This is a genomic window from Nocardia spumae, assembly GCF_020733635.1.
Taxonomy (GTDB): Bacteria; Actinomycetota; Actinomycetes; order Mycobacteriales; family Mycobacteriaceae; genus Nocardia; species Nocardia spumae.
Map to the genome: position 1 here is coordinate 1,226,004 of NZ_JAJFZL010000001.1, position 18,719 is coordinate 1,244,722.

The window sequence follows — 18,719 nt, forward strand, 5'->3', positions numbered from 1 at the left end:
TCGACGACGATATGGGGCTGACATTGTCGTAGGTCCCGGGTGCCGGGCGCGTCAGGTCGAACCAGGTGGCCTGGCGCCAGGGCCCGGATTCCCCCTCCAGAGTGCGCACCCCGGCCCGGATGAACGGTGAATCATCCTGTGTCACAACATGGTCCGGTGGCGCGACGGACTTCTGGTCCGCGGTGACGAGAAGATCGACCCGTACACCGTCGCCGGTGGGTTCTACCACCATCGATACCGGACCCTGATGTGTGCGCAGCAATTGTTCGAGCGCGGAGACGATCGAGTCTCGGGCAGCGGCCGCTGCCGCCGGTGGCCAGTCGGAGATCTCGGCGAAGAACCACGCTCCGGCACGCTGGAGGTCTGCGGCGGACCACAGCGGGTGCGTGGGCGTTCGGATGTCGAGGGTGTTGTCCGGTGTTGCCGCAATCATTTCCGGCGCTTGCGGGCGCGAGCTCGCGCGATCCTCGGTGGGCATGTCCTCGGCCCAGCCACCACCGGATTCCGCCAGCCAGGTTTCCAGCCGGTCGTGCACCGCTGCCAGTGCGGCGGTGGTTCGCACCCGGTCGGCCCCCAGACCCACCGACTCGTAGCGCGTGCTGACGGCGCCGTCGACCATGGTGAATTCGACTGTGAAAGTCGCTGGTTCACAGCGTGGAACGGTCAGAGCGAAGGTGACCGCGATACCGCCGGGGGTACGGGTGGTTTCGGTGACCTGCACCGACGTCCAGAGGTGGCCGCCCCACGGCGCGGGGGCAGCGAAGTATCCGGAGAGCAGCGGTGCCGCATTGGCACCCAGATCCTGCAGGAAACTGGTTGCGTCCGGCTGTGTTCCGTCGCTGTTCCACAGCGAATCGGTACGGTTGCCGGCCACCGGGGCGCACCGGGACAGATCGGCACGCGCGGTGTGGAGCGCGTCGAGAACCTGTGCCTGACTGCGGTAGTCGAGGTCGCTGCCCGTCGTGGGCGGGGACAGGTCGAACTCGACGATCGCGCCCTGGAGGCGCCACATACCCATGCCCACGATGTCGCCGATCGAGCCGCCCTGCGCCAGGTACGCGTCGAATACCTGTTCCTGCCACTCGTTGCCGGTGATGAGCTCACCGGTCGTCGTCAGCAGGAAACCCTGCGGGCCGGCGGTTGTCACGAGCGTGCCGTCCGCGCGTGCCGGGCGTCCGCGCGGGTCGATACGCAGCCGTTCCAGCACCACGTCGGGCGCGCCCACGGCAGCGACATACCCCGGAAGCGACATCGGGGCGTATTCGGTGCGGCTCGTTGCCGGCACATCGTCGGCCGCCTCGGCTTCGATGACGAGGTTCCCCGGCGGGGCGAAGCCGGCGAATTCCACACCCGAGCGGGCCAGCCAGGGTGCGATCAGATCACTGTGGAAGGCATCTGCCGCGGGGGAAACGAACTCACGGTTGGGTCCGTCTTCGCGCTCGTAGTAGGCGACGGTGCGGTCGCGTCCACGAACCAGATGCAGGGTCAGCCGGCCCGGCGCCTCGTTGCCGCGCAACGACGTGACCGCGAGCTCCACGACCAGGCCGTTATCGGTGCTGTGCCAGTCGACGAGGTCGACCCAGGAATCGGTCCGGGCGCCGGAGAACATGTTGACGACACCCGGGTCGCCCGCGATGGCGCCGAGCCCCCGGCGTTCGATCAACTGATCCACGGTGGGGACCTGAGCGCCGGGTTTCCACAGATAGCCCTCGGTCTCGTTGCGGATGACCAGGTTCTCGGCCGGCACATATTGCGACAGTTCGTACTTCGCTTGCGCCGCGAACCTCGAGCTCACCGCCGACCGGGGCGCGGAGCGTTGGATCAGGCCGCTGCCGAGTTCGGCCTCGATTCGCCGGCCATCCACCACCTGCCAGCTACCGTATGCGAACGGCACATGCTGTGGATCCGGGAACGTACTCCACAGCAGCCAATGGTTGCCCGCGGAGGTTCGGATCGTATCCCCGACGAAGAAGAACTGCTCCCACCCGCCGGTGTTGTAGGGTTCGTCGTTCTCGTCACGCAGCACCCCGTCGGCATCGAAATGCAGGTCGTGGTAGGAGATCTGACGCCCGTCCTCGGCGTTGTAGGACGACTCGTCTTCCATCTCGACTGTCGCATAACCGGCCCGGCGTGCGGTGGCCGCGGCGGTCTCGGCCGTTCGCTCGGCGGCCGGTCCGCCCGTCGCGGGGTTCGCGGAGTCGGGCGCGGGCGTGGGCCGCGTTGTGGGCTCGGATTCGGAAGCGTTCTGCGGCAACAGGTCCGAGGCGATCCGTCGCAGGTGGTCCGCGAGCGGATATCCGAGCAGATGGGCCGCGAGGATGATCCGCTGTTCGGCCATCGTGGGCGCCGGCAGAGATTGTTTGCGAAGCGTCGTACTCACGTGGTTCTGAGGTCGCTGCGCCAGCGCCGCGACATCGCGTTGGGTCGGTGTGCGCCCTGCGGGTGCGGTGCCCGAATCGCGGTACCGCGATACCATTTCGGCGAGGTCCGCACGTAGTGCGGGGGCCGGATCGTCGGCCGAATCCGCGGTCGATGGCTGAGAATCGAAAAGGTCCTCCAGCAGGCCGAGGAGTTCGGTTGTTCGCGGCGAGCCGTCAGCCCGGGCGAACCGCCGCAGCTCGAACAGCGGATCTTCCTCGTGCAACTCGGCGAGCGGAGCGTCGGCGGAGCGCCCGGCCAGTGCGTCCAGGCGCCGAGCGAGGGCATTCGCTTCTCCCTGAAATGCCTGCTGTGCCCGCACCAGCTGCTGCTGGCGGCGCAGTGTCGCCTGATCATTCCCGGCAGTGCGCCGGTTGAACTTTTCGATTCGATGATGCAGATCCAACGATGCCGCTATCCACCGCGACAGGTCCTCGACATCGATCCCCGCCAGCGCCTCGTCCGACATCGAGACGAGCGCTCGCTGCACATCGTTCACGGTGATCCGCACCGCCCCGGGCATGACGCGATCGGCGGGCAGCGACAGGAATGCGGCCAGCGCCGCGCGCGATGCGGCCGACCGGGCGCCCGCGCCGCCCTCGGCGCTTGCGGGGCCGGGTGGTCCGGTGACGGCTCGGGAGGTGAACTCCGGGTCGACGTTACGGCCGATGCGGGCTTTCGGTGCGGGCCGGTGTCCGCGGCTCGGTTCGTTCGCCGGGTTGTCGGGGCCGAGGGATTGGTCGGGTGTCGTGGCGGTGGCGGTGGCGGTGGCGGTGGCGGTGGCCGTGTTGTCGAGTTCTTCGATCAGGATGCGCCCGGAGGCGTCGATCACCACTCGGCCGGGGAAGTAGCCGCCGTCGGGTGCGACCATGCTCTTGACCCAATCCTCTGCCGAGGCGGAGGCATCGGCGAGCTCCTCGTCGAGCGACATCACCGTATCGAGGGCGTTCGACACGGCATCGAGCAGCTGCACCGTGTTCTGGGTGTGGGCCCGCAGCGCTGCGTCGCCGACTCGTCCACGAAGTTCCCATGCGACCAGATCGACCGCGGCGGCGCCGTTATGAGCCCACTCGGCGAGACCCAGCATGTCGACCAAGCCGCTGTCGAGCACCGAATCGCGAATCCATTCCAGCTCGCGTGTTCGTGCGCGGGTCAGGTCGCCCATGCGTTGAATGTCGTCGGCGAGCTCGCCGGTCGCCACATGCTCGAATTCGACGAATCGAGTCCCGGATCCGTCGTCGACACCGGCGATGACATCCGGATTGTCGCCGAGCAACATTCCCAGTTGCCTATCGACCAGCCGCGCGAATTCATCCAGCGGGAAAGGCACTCCCTGGGGTACCGCGTGCATCTGCCCGGTCGGCGACATGAGATATTCGGCTCTGTCGTCCGGGTGCTGTGTACGCCACTGCCGTGCCGTGGCCGCAGCGGTCCCGTAGGCAGTGATGGCGGCGCGTGGTCCCGATGGTGTGGGGATGGGGCCGAGGTCGGCGGCTCTGCGCTGCGCGACCGCGTTTCGGCGGGTGGCGTCGCGCCATATTTCAACCGGAGTGAGGCCCCGCAGTAGTGCCTGGAGTGCGTAGGCCGGATGGGTGAGGTCGGCGGGAGCGTTCGCGCCGAAGGCGAGGTTGGCCTCGGCCAGTGCTTCGGAGGGATTGAATACGAGGCGGTCGCCCAGGCTGGGGATCGGTTCGCCATCCGGACCGACAGTGTTGGCCAGCTGATCCCGCCTGTCCTCCTGGATCGCTGAGAACTGCCAATCTTCGATATTGGCCGACCACACCGCGAACAGCTCCGATAGGGGGTATTTGCTGTCCGGATAGGCGTGCTCCAATTCGCTCAGATCGATATCGAAGCCGCGTTTGTCCTTCGGTTGTGTCAGCCAGTGCTGAAAGACGCTGTACTCGACGTCGTCCGCATTCGGGTATTTATATGCTTGGCTATATCCGATGAGCTGGTCCAGCCATTGTTCGAAGCTGGTTTCGGCCGGCAGGGACGGGAAGTCGCCGAATTCTTCCGAATCCTGGTCCGTCCAATCGCCGAAGTCTCCTGTCCGTCGGGCCGATATCGGGTTCTTCAGGCTCTGGAAATGGCTGAACAGGAATCCGAATGCTTGTTCTTCCAGCGACCTTTCCTCGAACCCGGGCGCGTAGAGTCGCGCGACAGGGTCACGAAGATGGACCATCTCATGACGCAGGGTCGCGTAGGCATAGTTCCCGGCAGGGTCCAGTAGGTGGCCTGCGGCCACCGGTGGGACGGTCTTTTCGTCTCCGTTCGACGCCGGGAAGTGATCTTCGTTGATGAACACCATCCGGGGATTTCCAGCGGTGTTCAGCCTTCCGGCAGATGCCGAATATTCGTTCAATGGCACGACGGCGATGAAATCCGGTCCGTAGTCCGGTCGTTCGTCGAGGCTGTCGATGACGGCTTTGCGCTCGGCCAGTGACGAGTCGACGGTGATTCCGTGTTTGTACAGTTCGAGGATTTCGTCGTATTCGTCGATGATGGCGTTGCGGATCCACAGTGCGGTGGTGACCGACACTTTCTCCAGGCCCAATACCTCGATCCCGTAGGTATCGAAGATCTCCCCGGCTATCGCCCGATTGATATCGCGCGCGGTCTGTTCGTCATAGTCCGGGAGATCGGCCGGCGCGGTGCGAACGATCGGTTGTCCGGGATCGGCCGGTCCGGTGACCTCCTGCGACCGGTGTTCGGGCGCGACAACGGAATCGGCGGGCGCGACGCGAGGTGCGAGACCGTCGGTGGTCGAGTCGAATTCGATGGTATAGGCGTAGTCGACCTGCTCGTAGGCCGGCTGCCAGGACTCGGTGCCGTCGTCGGCTTCTGCCGGGCGAATACGGTGGTTGCCCTCGATGAGGTTGTCGGCGACGAAGATGAGCCCGTTGATTCTGGTAGCCAGGTAGGCGTGAGCCCGGCCCTGTCGACCGGCGGCCCGATCCTCGTTCTGGCCGACTACCACCACGATGGTGTCGAGAGTGGGGTCGGCTTCGAGCTTTTCGATGGCGAGTCGAGCGGGGTCGTCGATGGCGTCGAGCGCGACCGGGGTGAGACCGGCGGCAAGGTGATCGGCGAGGTCCGCGGGCAGAATACGGCTGGGGTCGGGGTCGTCCTCGGCCTGGTCGGCGCCGAGCGCGTTGGTCATCCGCGAAATCCACGGCACGCAATCGAGCGCCGCTCGCGGAATCCCGGTCGGTTGCGGTCGATCGGTGCGCGCGCCCAACGTGGCCATACCGTTCGACAAATCGCGCAGCACCGCGAACAACGGCATGCCGAGTGCGTGGGCGATCTCCGCGGCGGTTCTGCCCTGGGCCCAGTGATCGAGCACGGTGAGCTCGGGTCCGGTCGGCTGTTCGGCTCGCTGCAAGGCGGACCGATTGCCGGATCGGCCCGGGGGCCGCTCGCCCGCCGGTCGCGGATTCAGCTGGTCGTCGATATCCGACAGCACGCGCATGAGCTCCGGCAGTGGTGCGGAACGCGTTGCGGCCGAGGGAGGTGAGGCGACGATGGCGGCTCGGGTGCTGTGCAGTATGCGGTCCGCGTGCTCGGATTCGATGGCCTCCCAAACCTCGGCACCGAAGGGGCCGAGCACCGAGACCAATTCCAGCAGGTTGTCCCGGGTCATGCCCTCCGCGGGCCGATCGGCTTCGGCCAGCTGGCTGATGTGCAGCATGAGCGCGGCGATGGTCGCGTTGCGGCGGGAGAGTTCGCGATCGAACAGCCGGATTTGCGCCGCTGCCCTGGCGTGAGCCAGGCGGAACGACGAGAGATCCGGTGCGGCAGTCGAGTTCAGTATTCGCGTGAATCGGTCGTACTCGTCACGCCAGCGATCGCGCTCCGATCGGGCGAGTTCGCGCGCGTCCAGCTGCTGGGCGATTCGCTGTTCGATCTCCGCGTAGGTGGTCGGCCTTGCGACATCGAGGCCGATACCGTGTTGCCGCAACAGCCGGTCGAACTCCGCCGAGATATCGGCGATGAGCTCCCGATCAGCGGGGGAGAGCTCCCCGAGGTCGTCCTCGACCTCGGGCTGTGCCACCGCTGCCGAGCGGAGCAGATCGGCGGTGACCGTGCCTGCCTTGTCGACTTGGAGGTAGTAGAAATCAACCTGAATTCCCGACTGCGCCAGCGTGTTCAACGTGGCCGCGGACAGGAACGTATCCATGTCCGCGTACGGTGACAACACCGCCAGCCGGTTGCCGTCGAGGGTGGCCCAATTGCCGATCCGCTGGCCGGGCAGTTCTGCCAGCAGCCGCCGGCCCGCATCGGCGGCGGCCTGTATCCGGGTGGTGCGCAGCGTATCGGCGCCCATTTCCAGCGCCGCCCGCAACCGGGCCTGATCCGTCTGCCGGGGCGCGGTCAGCAGGTCCGAATCCGGCGCGAGCGGATATTCCGCGTCCACTTCTCGGCATACCGCGGCGAGGTGATCCGAGGCGATGCGGATCAGCTCACCCCACACGGGCGCGACGGTGACGGTCTCGGTGTGCGCGACAGCCGGGATCGTCGCCGAATGTGATGGTGTGCCGCTCTGTTCGTCGGCGGCTCGAATCGCGCGCCACGAACTGTTGCCGATGTGATCGCGGGTTTGCCACAACAGATCTTGCTGTTGCCGAACCGACGCCCGGTCCGACTCCGGCCGATCCTGCACCAGCACTCGGCCGGCGGCGTCCACCCGCACCTGCTGGGTGGTGACGGTGAGCGGGTGCTGCGTCGAAAGCTCGGCGAGCAGCGGGGGAAGCGCGCTGCGTTGGCCCGGAGATTCGAACACCTCGACCCGGCCGTCTCCGGCCACTCGCACATTCGTGCCCAGCGATGGGCCACCCAGTGCTGCCGCGACGGCGTCGACCGCCAGGATTTCGGCTCGACCACGGCGTGCGGCGGAGCGCACGCCGAGAACTTGCAGCTCGTCACGCACGTCGTGGATCGCACGTGTCAAAGCGCTCAGCGCATGTCGAATGGCATCGGGCTGGGCGGTGCGCGTGGCGTCCGCGATCCGACGCTCCAGGTCGGAGACATCCAGGTCGGCTGTCGCCGCGCCGGCGCCCACCCAGGCCCCGAGACCCAGCGCCGCCGCCAGCCCGTTGTCGGCGGTGAGCAATTCGCGTACCGGAGCCAATCGCGAGGCGCGCGTTCGCGCGAGCTCTGCGACTTCGTGCACCAGCTGAGCCAGCGGGCCCACCGGGGCGATATCCCATTCGTGGAATCCCGCTGGCACCGTGGGCAATCCATCACGATCCATGATGAGCTGCCGGTCCACCAGCAACGGGATGTCGTCGAGGTCGCCGCGCGTCGCGCCGGTGATATCGGGAACCACGTCGGAGACATACTCACCCTGGCGGATTCGCTCCGCCAGGGCCGCGAGAAATCCGTCCGGGGAGATACTGGGGCGGAATTCGGTGGCGGCCGGGATCTCACCACGGGCAGCGGCGAAATCGAGCCGACCGCGTCCGGGGTTCCCGGCGAGGGCGGCGGCCCATCGGCGTTCGGGTTCGCGGGCGAACGCCTGCGCGACGGTGAACCCGTTCCGCAACGCGTAGAGCGCGTATGAAGGGTGCGTGGGGTCGCTGAGACTCCCATGTTCGTGCGCCTCGGCCAGCGCTTCCTCGGGATTGAAGACGGGCTGGTCGCCCAGCGCCGGGACCGACTCGGGCAGGAACCTGTCATGTTTCCGGTCGGCTTGCTCGAGCCTCGCCCTGGTTGCCGGGTCGAGATGGTTCAGCCACGCGCGATAGATGTCGCTTCTGGTGACCGTCCGAGCGCCGTTGCCATCGACCGGTTCGACGCCGCGTTCGCGCAGCCAGTCGTCGAGTGCGTTGCCCCCCGGCACTGTGCGGCGGTCGAATTCGAGCAGCCAGGCATCGAATGCGGCGGTCAGATAATCGTCGTCGCGTCGCTCCTTGCGCTGCCTGCTATATCCGGCCAGCTGATCGATCCACGTATCGAACGACATATCGGCGGGGATATCTCCACGCCGGCGCAGACCGGTGAAGTACTCGCTCAGATACGGGAACGACCGGCGCTCCATCCCGTCCTGATCGCTGTCCCTACCAGGCGTTAGTGGGTTCGCGGTCTGCACCTGTGCGTGAACCAGCTCATGGCGCACGACGTCGTATGCGGCGTTTCCGGTGCTGCGCTGCGTGTGCCCGCTCTGAACGCCCTTCTCGAAGGAGTCCTGGAAGAATTCCGAATTGCAGAAGTAGGTCTCGTTCAGATAGATGACATGCCGGGATTCGTCCACTGCGGTGCCGATGCCGCCCGACTGCCAGTGGAACGCCTCGAATTGGGCCATCTTCGGGAGGCCCCTCGGCGCGACGATAACGGCATCCAGCCGGAGGTTCGGGTCCTCCGCCATCGCATCGGCGATCGCGTTTCGGATCGACAAGGCAGATTCCACGGTCATGCCGAGTTTGTCCATGCCGATGACTTCGATGCCGAACGTCTCGAAGATCTGGGCGGCGATGGCTTGGGTGGTGAGAGCGGTCGCCCCTGCCACGGTGCCTGGTGCAGCGGATCGACGCCCGGGGGTGCTGGAATAGCGGACGCTGGGGAGGTAACCGACAGTGACGCTGGCAGACCCGAGGTCGGGAGCCTGCGCGAGTGCCTTGTTCCGGTCGGGCTTTCCGGTGACAGCTTCGGATCCGCCGGGGGAAAGCGCGGTGCCCGCATCCTCGGCGGCCGCGCGCCGTCCTGGGGCGATGTCGGTGGACACGGATCGTCGTTCGCCGGCGAGGATCTCCTCGGCGCGCGCGTCGAGGGCGAGAACCAGCTCCGCCATGGCCTCGGCCACTGTGGCGGCGTCGAGTGCCTTCCGGCCGTCGCGAAGATACTGTCCGACCGACGCGACGGAAACACCCATGTCCGTTGCCGCCTCGGCCATGGTCTTGCCCCGCGAGATGAGAAGGAAGGCCAGCCGCTGCCGCGGCTGCAGCGCGCGCAGCGGGTCGCTACCGGTTCGTGGTGGGGCGATGAGCCCCTGTCGAATTCCCTCGGCGATCAAGATCGGCCAGTCCGGCTGGACACCCAGCGTCTCGGCCAGGGAGCCGCGTACGGAACGCAGCTTTGTACGGCCCATCGCATCGGCGAGGGCCGCCGTATCGGCTCCCGTGGCCAGTAGTTCGAGAAGCAAGATCTGCTGCTCGCGCATGGTGGGAGGACCGAACGCGTCCGTCCCGCTGGAGAGATCTTCGAGAGCCGGCAATTCCCGAATCTCCGCGAGCGTTCGTTGCAGACCGATCACCGCGGCGCGAACCAGCGCTGTGGGGCGGGCCCGGCCGGAGCCGGCTTTCAGGAGGTCGCGGAGTGCCGTGCGGTGTAGTTCGGCGAGCTGCGCGAAGGCCCGATTGAACTCATCTGTTGTCGCATTGGTGATCGTCGTGTCGAAATAGGCGGCCTCGGTGGGGTTTTCGGCGCTCTCGACGGCGAAGGTGTGAACAGCTCGCCGCAGTTCGATGGTGTCGCGGTGTTTGGGCAGGATGGCGCGAGTGTGGTGGTCGAGCCATTGTTCGATGGTGCGGTCGCCGATATCGGCGTAGTTATCGACGGCGGCGGTGAGGATTTCGGCGGCGATATCGGAGGCGACTCGTCTCTCGGCAAGTTGCCGTTGCAGCCAGGCCAGCAGATGGCGGCCCTGCGCGCTGTGCGTGAGCGCGTCGAGTGCGCGGTCGCGATCGCCCGCGGCGAGATGTTCGGCGATGGCGCGGCTGTCGACCGGAGGCCGGACGTCCAGAGCCTGGATGAGCTTCGCCATGGCGGCGGCCTCGGTGGCCACATCCAGAGCCGCGAAGACCTCACGCCGCAGTCGGTTCACGACACTGACAGAGAATCCGAGCAGTCCGGCTATCCGAGCCTCGGACAGTCCCTGCGCCCGGTATCGCACTACCCGCAACTGATCGTCGGTCAGCAATCCGGTGGTCAGATCGGTAATCCGATCCTCCGGTGGCGCGATATGCCCACCGCGGATGCCCTCGATAACGAGCATATGGTGCTGGGCCGAGGTGCGCAGCGCGTAGGCGAGCCCCTTGATCAGGTCCGCGGGTACCACCTTGCGACGCTGCTTGCGCAGCGCGGATCCGATTTCGTGGCTCTTGGCCCCTTCGGACAGGAGCCGGAGCACCTGATGCTGAATGTCGCTCAACACCACCGGATTCGGCAAGCGGTGCGGGGCGGATTCGGATCGGGTGGCGGCGGCGGCGTCGGCGGCCGTGCCCCGTGCGAGCAGGTCGATAGCGGTGATCGTCAGCGCGACGGCCTGCGCTGCCGAATGTACGTTGAGCCGCGTCGATATCTTCTCTAGCTGGCTTGCCACCGTCCCGCGGGACGTGCCGAGTTTGTGCGCGATTTCCGCGGCGGTGAACCCGGATGCCTGGTGGGAAAGAATTGCGATTTGCTGGCGCGAGAGTACTTCCTCGAGGTACTTCGCAACCACGACCCGGTCGAACGGCGGGTGGATCAGGCCACTGCGAACACTCGCGGCGACGATCGCCGTCCGTCGATATGGTTCCGGCAGACCCAAAATCTTGGCCAGCGCGGCTACCCGGTTCTTGACGGTGCCGACCGGGATACCCGTTCTGGCGGCGATCGCTTCGTTGGTCAGCCCCGCCGCGATATCGGCCAGCAGCGCCCGCTGCGGTACGTCGACGCGTCGAGTGTCGACTCGGACGGTTGCCGACTGGCGGCGCCGCTCGGATATCGCGTGTGAAAGTATCACCGCCGCTTGAAGTCTGGCCGGATTCATCGCCGGCACCGGCATACGCCGCTCGTGCACGCCTCGATATGGTTCGAGGTGTGCGCGCTGCCGCTCGGTCAATGTCTTCAGACCCGCGGTGAATTCCGCGGTGGTGACATCGGTCAGGGCGCCGTCGATCTGCTCGGATTTCTCCGAGCCAGGGATGGCCGCGATCGCTTGCCGGACGGCGTTGCGGAAATTCGCTGCGGCGAGGTGTTCGGGCAGGATGGCGCGTGTGTGATGGTCGAGCCATTGTTCGATGGTGCGGTCGCCGATATCGGCGTAGTTGTCGATGGCGGCGGTGAGAATCTCGTCTACGACATCGGATGCGACTCGGTGTTCACCGGGGAATCTTCCGGCCGACCACCGGGCCAGGATTATGCCCGGCTCGCTGTCGGCCAGCGCACGTTTGGCCTGCTCGACACTTCCGCTCTCGAGATGAGTGGCTATGGTGCCGTGCAATGCGACCGCGGCACGGGCACCGGCCCCGCTTGTAGCGGGCCTGTTGACATCGGTGCGGGCATTCGGGCCGAGCGGGCGTTCCGGGTCCACCGCGGTGACGAGCGCGAAATCCTCTGCGCTGCGGGCTGGTTTGGCGATCCAACTCTCGTCGAGCGGCAGATCCGATGGGCCCGGTGCCGGTCCCTGTCGACCCGTCGACGTCGACGATTCGCTCGTGGCGGTGGGCTCGGTGGGGGAGCGCCGGGGTGCGGAGAGGGCGGCTTCGCCCGAACCCCGCGGGGGCCGGACGTCGTCGCTTCTCCGCGGCCCGGGCATTCCGGCGTCGCCCGGCCAGTCCGGGCCGGTGACGTCGATCGCACCCGCGTGAATACCCGCGGTCACCAGCCCCACCATGGTTCGTATGCCCAGTTTCCGGCTGATATCGGCGATGTGCTCGGCGACCTCGGCCTCGGGCATCGCGAGGATATCGGCGACCGCGGCGGGGCTCAGACCGCGCGCGGTGCGGTCCAGAACCGCGCGCTGGCTGTCCGGAATAGCCACCGCCCGTTCCAGTTTCGGTACCGGAAGGGCTGTGAGATCGACATCGCCGCGGTGGATGGCGGCGGCTACCGTGGCCGCCGGGGTCGCCGAGTTCAGCTTGTCGGCGATCCGGCCGATGGTCTCGCTCAGCTGCTGGGGAGTCCATCCGAAGCGGGCGGCGATCTCGGTCTCCGGCAGCTCCTGTGCGATGAGTTCGACGACCACGCGTTCGGCGGGCGTGAGCGGGGCGCCGGCGCTGGGTACCCGTGCCATCATCGCGACCGACCGCGCCAGCCGGCGCAGACCACCGGCGGCCAAGGTACTGGTCACCGCGGAATTCCACGGTGTTTCGCTGGGCTCGGAACTATTCCGGATGTACATCGCCTGGTCGACGGACAGTCCGCGCTGGAATCGCATCCGCAGGGCGGTCCGCTGACTGTGCGGCAGTTGTGCGAGGCAGAGGTCGAGTACGGCCGCGGGCGCGGCGATCAGGGCGGCGGCCACGGGATCGGATTCGTCGACACCTTCCAGCTGCAGATAGGCGCTGACCGCTCTGGCGCGCAGGAGATTCAGATCTCGGACGGCATTCGGGTCCAGCATCGAGTCGGCGACCCACCCCCAGATCGGATCAGGCTGTGCCGCAGTGTCATCGGCGTCGTCCGTCCGAGTGCTCGCAGCTACCTCCGGATCGCCGGATTCCGGAGCGGCCGGGGATTCGCCGTCGTTCAGCAGCGATTCCACCTCGGCGGCGTCGAACGGTGCGAATATGGCGTTCGTCAGTTCGGACAGCGCGCGGCGGTGCTGCGCGGTCGGTTCGGCGCCGAGGTGCAGTGCGGTGAGTGCGTCGGTGGCCGCCGTCGTATCGGCCAGTCGGCCGAGTCCGTCCAGCAGCGCGTTGTGGGCTTGCTCGACCAGCCAATTCGCGGTGCTGTGGCCCTCCGGTATCGCCCACTGCTCGTGATGCGCGGTAAGGAATCCGGCGAGCGTGACGGCCCGGACCAGCTGTTGTGCCGGTTCGGTGAGGGCCGCTCCGCTCAGGTCCACACCGAGGGTGTGCGCGATCTGCTGCACTGTCGCCGGGGCGTACTGACCCATCAGCGTTCGGAACGCCGCGGGCTGCCCGTGCCGGGCCTGCTGCCAGGTCCGCTCGGAGGTGCCGGACTCGGGTGATTGCTCGGCCCGCCCCGCCGAGGGTACGGGCGCCGGTTGTGGTGGCGGATGCGCCGGTTGGATAGGCGCGGTGCCCTGATTCACGACCGGTGGTGCGTGGGCCTGATAGGTGGTCCCGTGCCGGGACGACAGCAGATCCGCCTCGACCGCGGCCTTCATGGCCGGAACGGCTTGGTCCCGAAGTACGGCTTCGGCCGCCGTTTTCGCCTTCGCCGCCGCCGCCACCTCGGCGTGGGCTTCGGGTGTGGCGTGGGCCTGCAGCGCTTGCTCGGCGGCCAGGTGATTCGCCGACGCCTTCTGATACAGCACGACCTGTTGGACCACACCGTGATCGGCCACTCGGCCTCGGAAATCCTCGGGTGACACGTAGTGCACCGCGGTGCCGGGAGTGCCCCCGTTCTCCCTGTCGTCACCGGAGCCGCTGCGTCCGGCCCGCCCGTCGATCTGCTCGTTGACTCGTTCCGAATAGGCCGGGCCGCCACTGGCTTTGACGTCCACTCCGCCCCGCTCGATCGCGGCCGCCGACGGCGACGGGTCGGCGCCGCGGCTGCCGTCCTTATTGGTGATGTAGATGGTGCCGAGGTCGCCGAACTCCTTGATCTTCTTGATGACCAGAGATTCGGCATTGGCGTTGCTGCCGCCGTGTTCGGCGTAGAACTCGGCATCGACGACGTCGAACTTCAATTCGAAATGCTCGCCGTGCTGTTGCTTGCCGACTTGGTTGATCCAGTCGACCAGGCCCATTCGCCCGGACTGCTGATCACCACGGATCTCTCCGTTGTCCAGCATGACCACCCACTGGGGCCGGCCGGTCTGCCGGAACTTGCCGGTCTTCTCGTCGTAGACGACTTCGGCATCGCGCAGAATGTCGTGGGCCATCTGCTTCAGTTTGGACTGGGTACTGTCGAGGAATATCGGTTCGGAAACTTTGAGGTTCGAAGCGTAGAACCGGGGCATCTCCGGAACGGGGCCGATCCCGAGTTCGTCGTAGAGCGCGTTCTCGACGTGCTTGAGTGTTCCGGAGAGTCCGGACGGTTCGAACAGCATCTCACTGCCGATCAATTGCTGGGCCGACATCCGCATCGAATGATGTTGTTCGGCACGGACATCGATGCCCTCCTTGAGTTCGACGAACTGCGCGACGCCCTGCCAGCGCACCTCCGACGATTTCTCCCGGTTCCACATCGGCTTGTCATTGGTGTCCGAGGCCAGGATGCCGATCTTGCGGGTGCTGGTGGGCTCGGCGTCGCCGGTTTTCGCCGCGTTGGGGTCGGCCGGCACCTTCTCCTCGAAAATGATGTAGTGCGTGCCGCGCTCGACACCCCAGCGGGCATTGGCGGCGTGCGCGAACAGCGCCGCCTCCTCCGTGGTGATCGGCTCGCCGGGGGCTTTCTCCAGTTTGGCGATAGCCGCGTCGGTGGTGCGGGCCGACCACATACCGCGGGTATTGTCCGGGCGCGCGAAATCCGCTGCGGTGAGGCCGTGTTCGCGCTCGGCGGTGGTCAGGCGCTCCCACAGGGCCTGCAGTCGTGCCACCTGCTCGGGCGATGCGTTCTCGGACGCGCCGGGAGACAGAACACATTCGGAGTTGCCGTCGAAGATGGTGTCGAATTCGTCGATGGTGTGCTTACCGGCGGGGAACGGTTCGAAGCGATCGGCCAACCCGTGATCGGCGGCCGCCAGGTCGAGTTGCCGCTTGATCGCGTCGATCGAGGGCTTCTCGTTCATCCACTGGCGCAGCGCTTCGATTTGGGCCGGATCGGCGCCATGGGCGGCCAGCTTGTCGACCATATCGTTGGCGACCCGCAGCCCCCGGAACAGATAGTCCTCCTGAGTGCCGACGACGATGCGGTTGCGGCCGTCGCCGAGATCCGGCAGTGGGTTGTCCTGATCCATGCGGAAGACTTCGATGCCGATATCGGTTCCCGGGCGGGACAGGAACTCGTGCAGTTCGCCGGCCAATTCGCCCGCCAGGAGATCGCTACTGGTCCACGCGTGCGCGGTGCCGTGATCGGTCGCGTCGGCGACCAGGCTCATCACCATCACCAGCGTCTTACCCTCACCGGTCTTCATATCGACCGGGCCGTGCTGCAAGGCCAGACAGGTGGCGACCTGGGTTTCCCGGGCGATGCGATGGCGATCGTCGCCGCGGCGGATCCACTCCGTCATCGCCGCGATCCGTTCCTCGGTGGTCCCCCGGGTCATCGCGGTGATCAGGTGCTTCGGCCCGACCTTCTCGATCGGCCCGTGGCCGCCGAGGACGCTCGGCAGTTCGCGCAGTGAGCCGATCGCCTTGGCCGCGGCGAGCGCCGCGCGCACCCGCTCCCGCGATACCGCGGCGAATACCGCATCCCGATCGGTGAGCACCCCGGCCTCGAAGGCGCGCATCAGTGCCACACCGGCCTCGTCCGACAGCGCGACCAGTGCGACGGCCGCCTCACGCACCGCGGTCTCACGGGCGGCGACGGCCTGTTCGTGCACTGCCCGGCTGTCGTCGAGTTCGGTCGACGCGCGTTCGCGGTTCTCGACCGCCTGCTCATGTGCGGCGACGGCGGCATCGTGTGCGGCGCGTGCCTTCTCGTGCGCGGCCAGTGCCTCGTCGCGGGCTTCGACGGCTCGCTGATGGCCGGCCGCCGCATCGTCGCGTGTGCGGACGGATTCTTCCTGCGCGGTGTGGGCCCGGTCGCGGGCAGCGGTGGTCTCGGCACGGTGCGCGCGGGCCTGTTCGTGGGTGGTGCGGGCGGCGTCGCGTTCGGACTCCGCACGGTCCAGGGTGGCGCGCGCCCGCTCGAGTTCGCTGCCGTCCCCCTCGTTCTCCGCCGCCCGGCGGCGCACCTCGGCGAGCTGTTCCTCGGCCGTTCGTACTTGTTCCTCGGCGGCGTTCAACCGGCGCCGCGCGGCGCGTACCTCGTGCTCGGCGGCGCGCACCTCCTTGTCTGCTCTCCCGCGCTGTTCGGTGGCCGCGAGCGCGCGTTCTTCGGCGGTGCGCAGGTCTGTATCGGTTCGCTGGGCGTCTTCCTCGGCCCGGCGCAGCCGGGTGGCACCGGCTTCCTGGTCGGCAGTGCGTTCCTCGACGGCCCGGTTGGCCGAATTCTCCTGCCGACGCGCCTGTGTCAGCGCGGCCTCTCGTTCCGCCACCGTGTCACGGGCCGCGTCCTGCTCGGCCTTCGACTGTGCGAGGCCTTGCTCTTCCCGCGCGCGCAACTGCTCGGTGCGCTGTTCCTCCCGCTTGATCCGTTGTGCGGTAAGCGCTTTGGCGTCCTCCGGGCTGGTGTTGGCCGGTATCGGCTGGTTGCCGCCGATCGGGTCCGCGGATGCGGTGGCCGGCGGCGGCGCCACACCGACCAGGCTCATATCGACGGTAACGGGGGTGACGTTGAGAGGTCCGGCCACCGTGGCTCCGGACTTGGAGGTCTTCTCCGCGACCGATTCGCCGATGGGATTGGCGGCACTCGGTTCGACGGCAGGCGATGTGGGCGGCGCACCTTCCGACGACCCGGACGGGTGCTGGGCGCCCGCCGCCGGTGTGCTCGCTGCCGGCTCGGTATCCCCGGTGGTCGCCACCGCCGGCTGCGCCTCGCTGGTGTCCGGCGCGGGAGTGCCGGTGCCGGGTTCGACCTCCGTCTTGCCCTGTTCGGCGGCGACGTCGGCCGGTGGCGCGACAGTCTTGTTCGCGTCGGGTTCCGGTGTGGTGACGGTCTTGTTCGCCTCCGGCTCCGCTGCGGCGACGGCCTTGCCCGCCTTGGGCTCAGTGCTGGAATCCGGCTGTCCTGATGAAGTTTTCGTCGGTTCCGGCGGAGCGTCGACGGTCGGTGCCACCACGTTCTTGCGGACAGGTCCGGGCGGTGCGGACACCGTCGGCTTCGCGGCGGGCTCACCTGCCTTGGGAATGACCCCGTTCGATGGAGATGCCGACGGCGCTCGATCCTTCGGTATCGCGTGCTGCTTCGCGACTTCAGGAGCCGGACCGTTCGGCTTCGCGGCGGTCACGGCCGCATCCGGTACGGAGGTATGTGGTGCGGGCGCCGAATCAACCGCAAGCTTCGACCACTTCGGCATGCGAATCTCGTTGGCCGAGACAGTATTTACCGAGTGCTGCGGCAACTGGCCGAGGGACTTCGAGGTCTTACCGGCCGCTGTCTCGCCCGCGATATTGCTCGCGAAGACGGGTGATGGTTCTGCTTTCGCACCCGGCTGCGCGCCCGGTTTCGGCTCGCCGGCCGCGGTCTCGGCGTTGCGCAGGAGCTCGAGGTATTTCGCGATCTGGGGGTTGACGCCCTGCGCGTCGACCGGACCCGCGGGTACGGCGTCGGCGTCGGGCACCGGTACCTGACCGGGAGTACCGGCCCGGCCGAGCAATTCGGGCGCGCGGGTGTTGACCCGGATCTCGCGGGCAGCGTGGCTCGCGGAACCGAGGAAGCCGCTGGTCACGGCGGGCATCAGGCCCTCGGTGAGGGTCTTCGTCGTGAACTCGCCGCCGGAGGCCGCGATGGAGAAGGCCGCGCCGGCGATCCCGCCCACCAGACCGCCGCTCGCGCCGAGCACCGCCGTGCCGCCCAGTTGCACCAGGGTGCGCCGGGCCGCGGTGGTGGCGCTTTCGGCGAGAGCACTGATTTTCGGTACCACCCAGCGCTTTCCGAGCCACTGGCCCGCAACCGCGCCCGCGGCCCCGCCGATCGCGCCGGCGCCGGCCGCGATCCCGGCCGATTTCCAATCCATCTGCTCGCGATGCCCGGTCGCGACCTGATAGGCCTGCGCCCCGGCATTGAGCCCGCCGCCCTGCAGGATGCCGAGCAGCGCGGCCCGTCCGGCCAGTTGTAGTGCGGAGCGCTCGGCGGCGGCGCGCAGACCGTGGGTGGCGACGAATTCCAGTAGCCTGCGCCATGCCGCCTGCAACGCCTTGTCGGTGGCCTGCCGGGTGAAGTAGGCCTGCGGAACCGCGGTCGCGCCGAATGTCAGTGCCGCGCTGGCCAACGAGGCGGCGAAGAACAGGGCGAAACCGATCACCGTGATCTTCATCAGCTCGGTCTCGTTGGCGTGGCCGTGCGACTGCTTGCCCAGACTCTCACAGCACAGCGCCTGATCGTGGAAATTAGCGGCCAGCTGCAGGTAACTCGCCTCGAGGCTGTCCCCGGTCTCCCCGCTGATGATCGATCGTCGCGCGGCTGCCTTCGCGGTGAGCGTCTCGGACTGGATGCGACACCAGTCGGCGGTGTCGAACCACCTGTCGCCGACCGCGCGAAGTCTGTCCTCGTCACCGGACGGGAAATGACCGGCGACGCACTCCACCACCATGGGGGGTAACCCTTGTGGCAAAGTCAGACTCATTGACAGCCCTACCTCGCCGTTCTCCGCCGGTGATGAACCGATATCCCGGTCGGTTGGCGTCAACCGACCGAACAATTATCCT

The 18,719-nt window shown here is 67.4% G+C and carries 1 protein-coding gene (only partly in view); it reads right to left on the reverse strand.

The window, feature by feature from the left end:
* A protein-coding gene (locus LKD76_RS04730; RefSeq protein WP_227979721.1) for an MFS transporter crosses the window boundary here: on the reverse strand, nucleotides 1-18,637 show its 5' end (the start). The gene continues 44,840 nt to the left of window position 1, outside the view; 18,637 of the gene's 63,477 nt are visible here — the first part of the coding sequence; it begins with the start codon at nucleotides 18,635-18,637; its stop codon lies off the left edge, out of view.
* Between the last annotated feature and the right edge of the window lie 82 nt (nucleotides 18,638-18,719).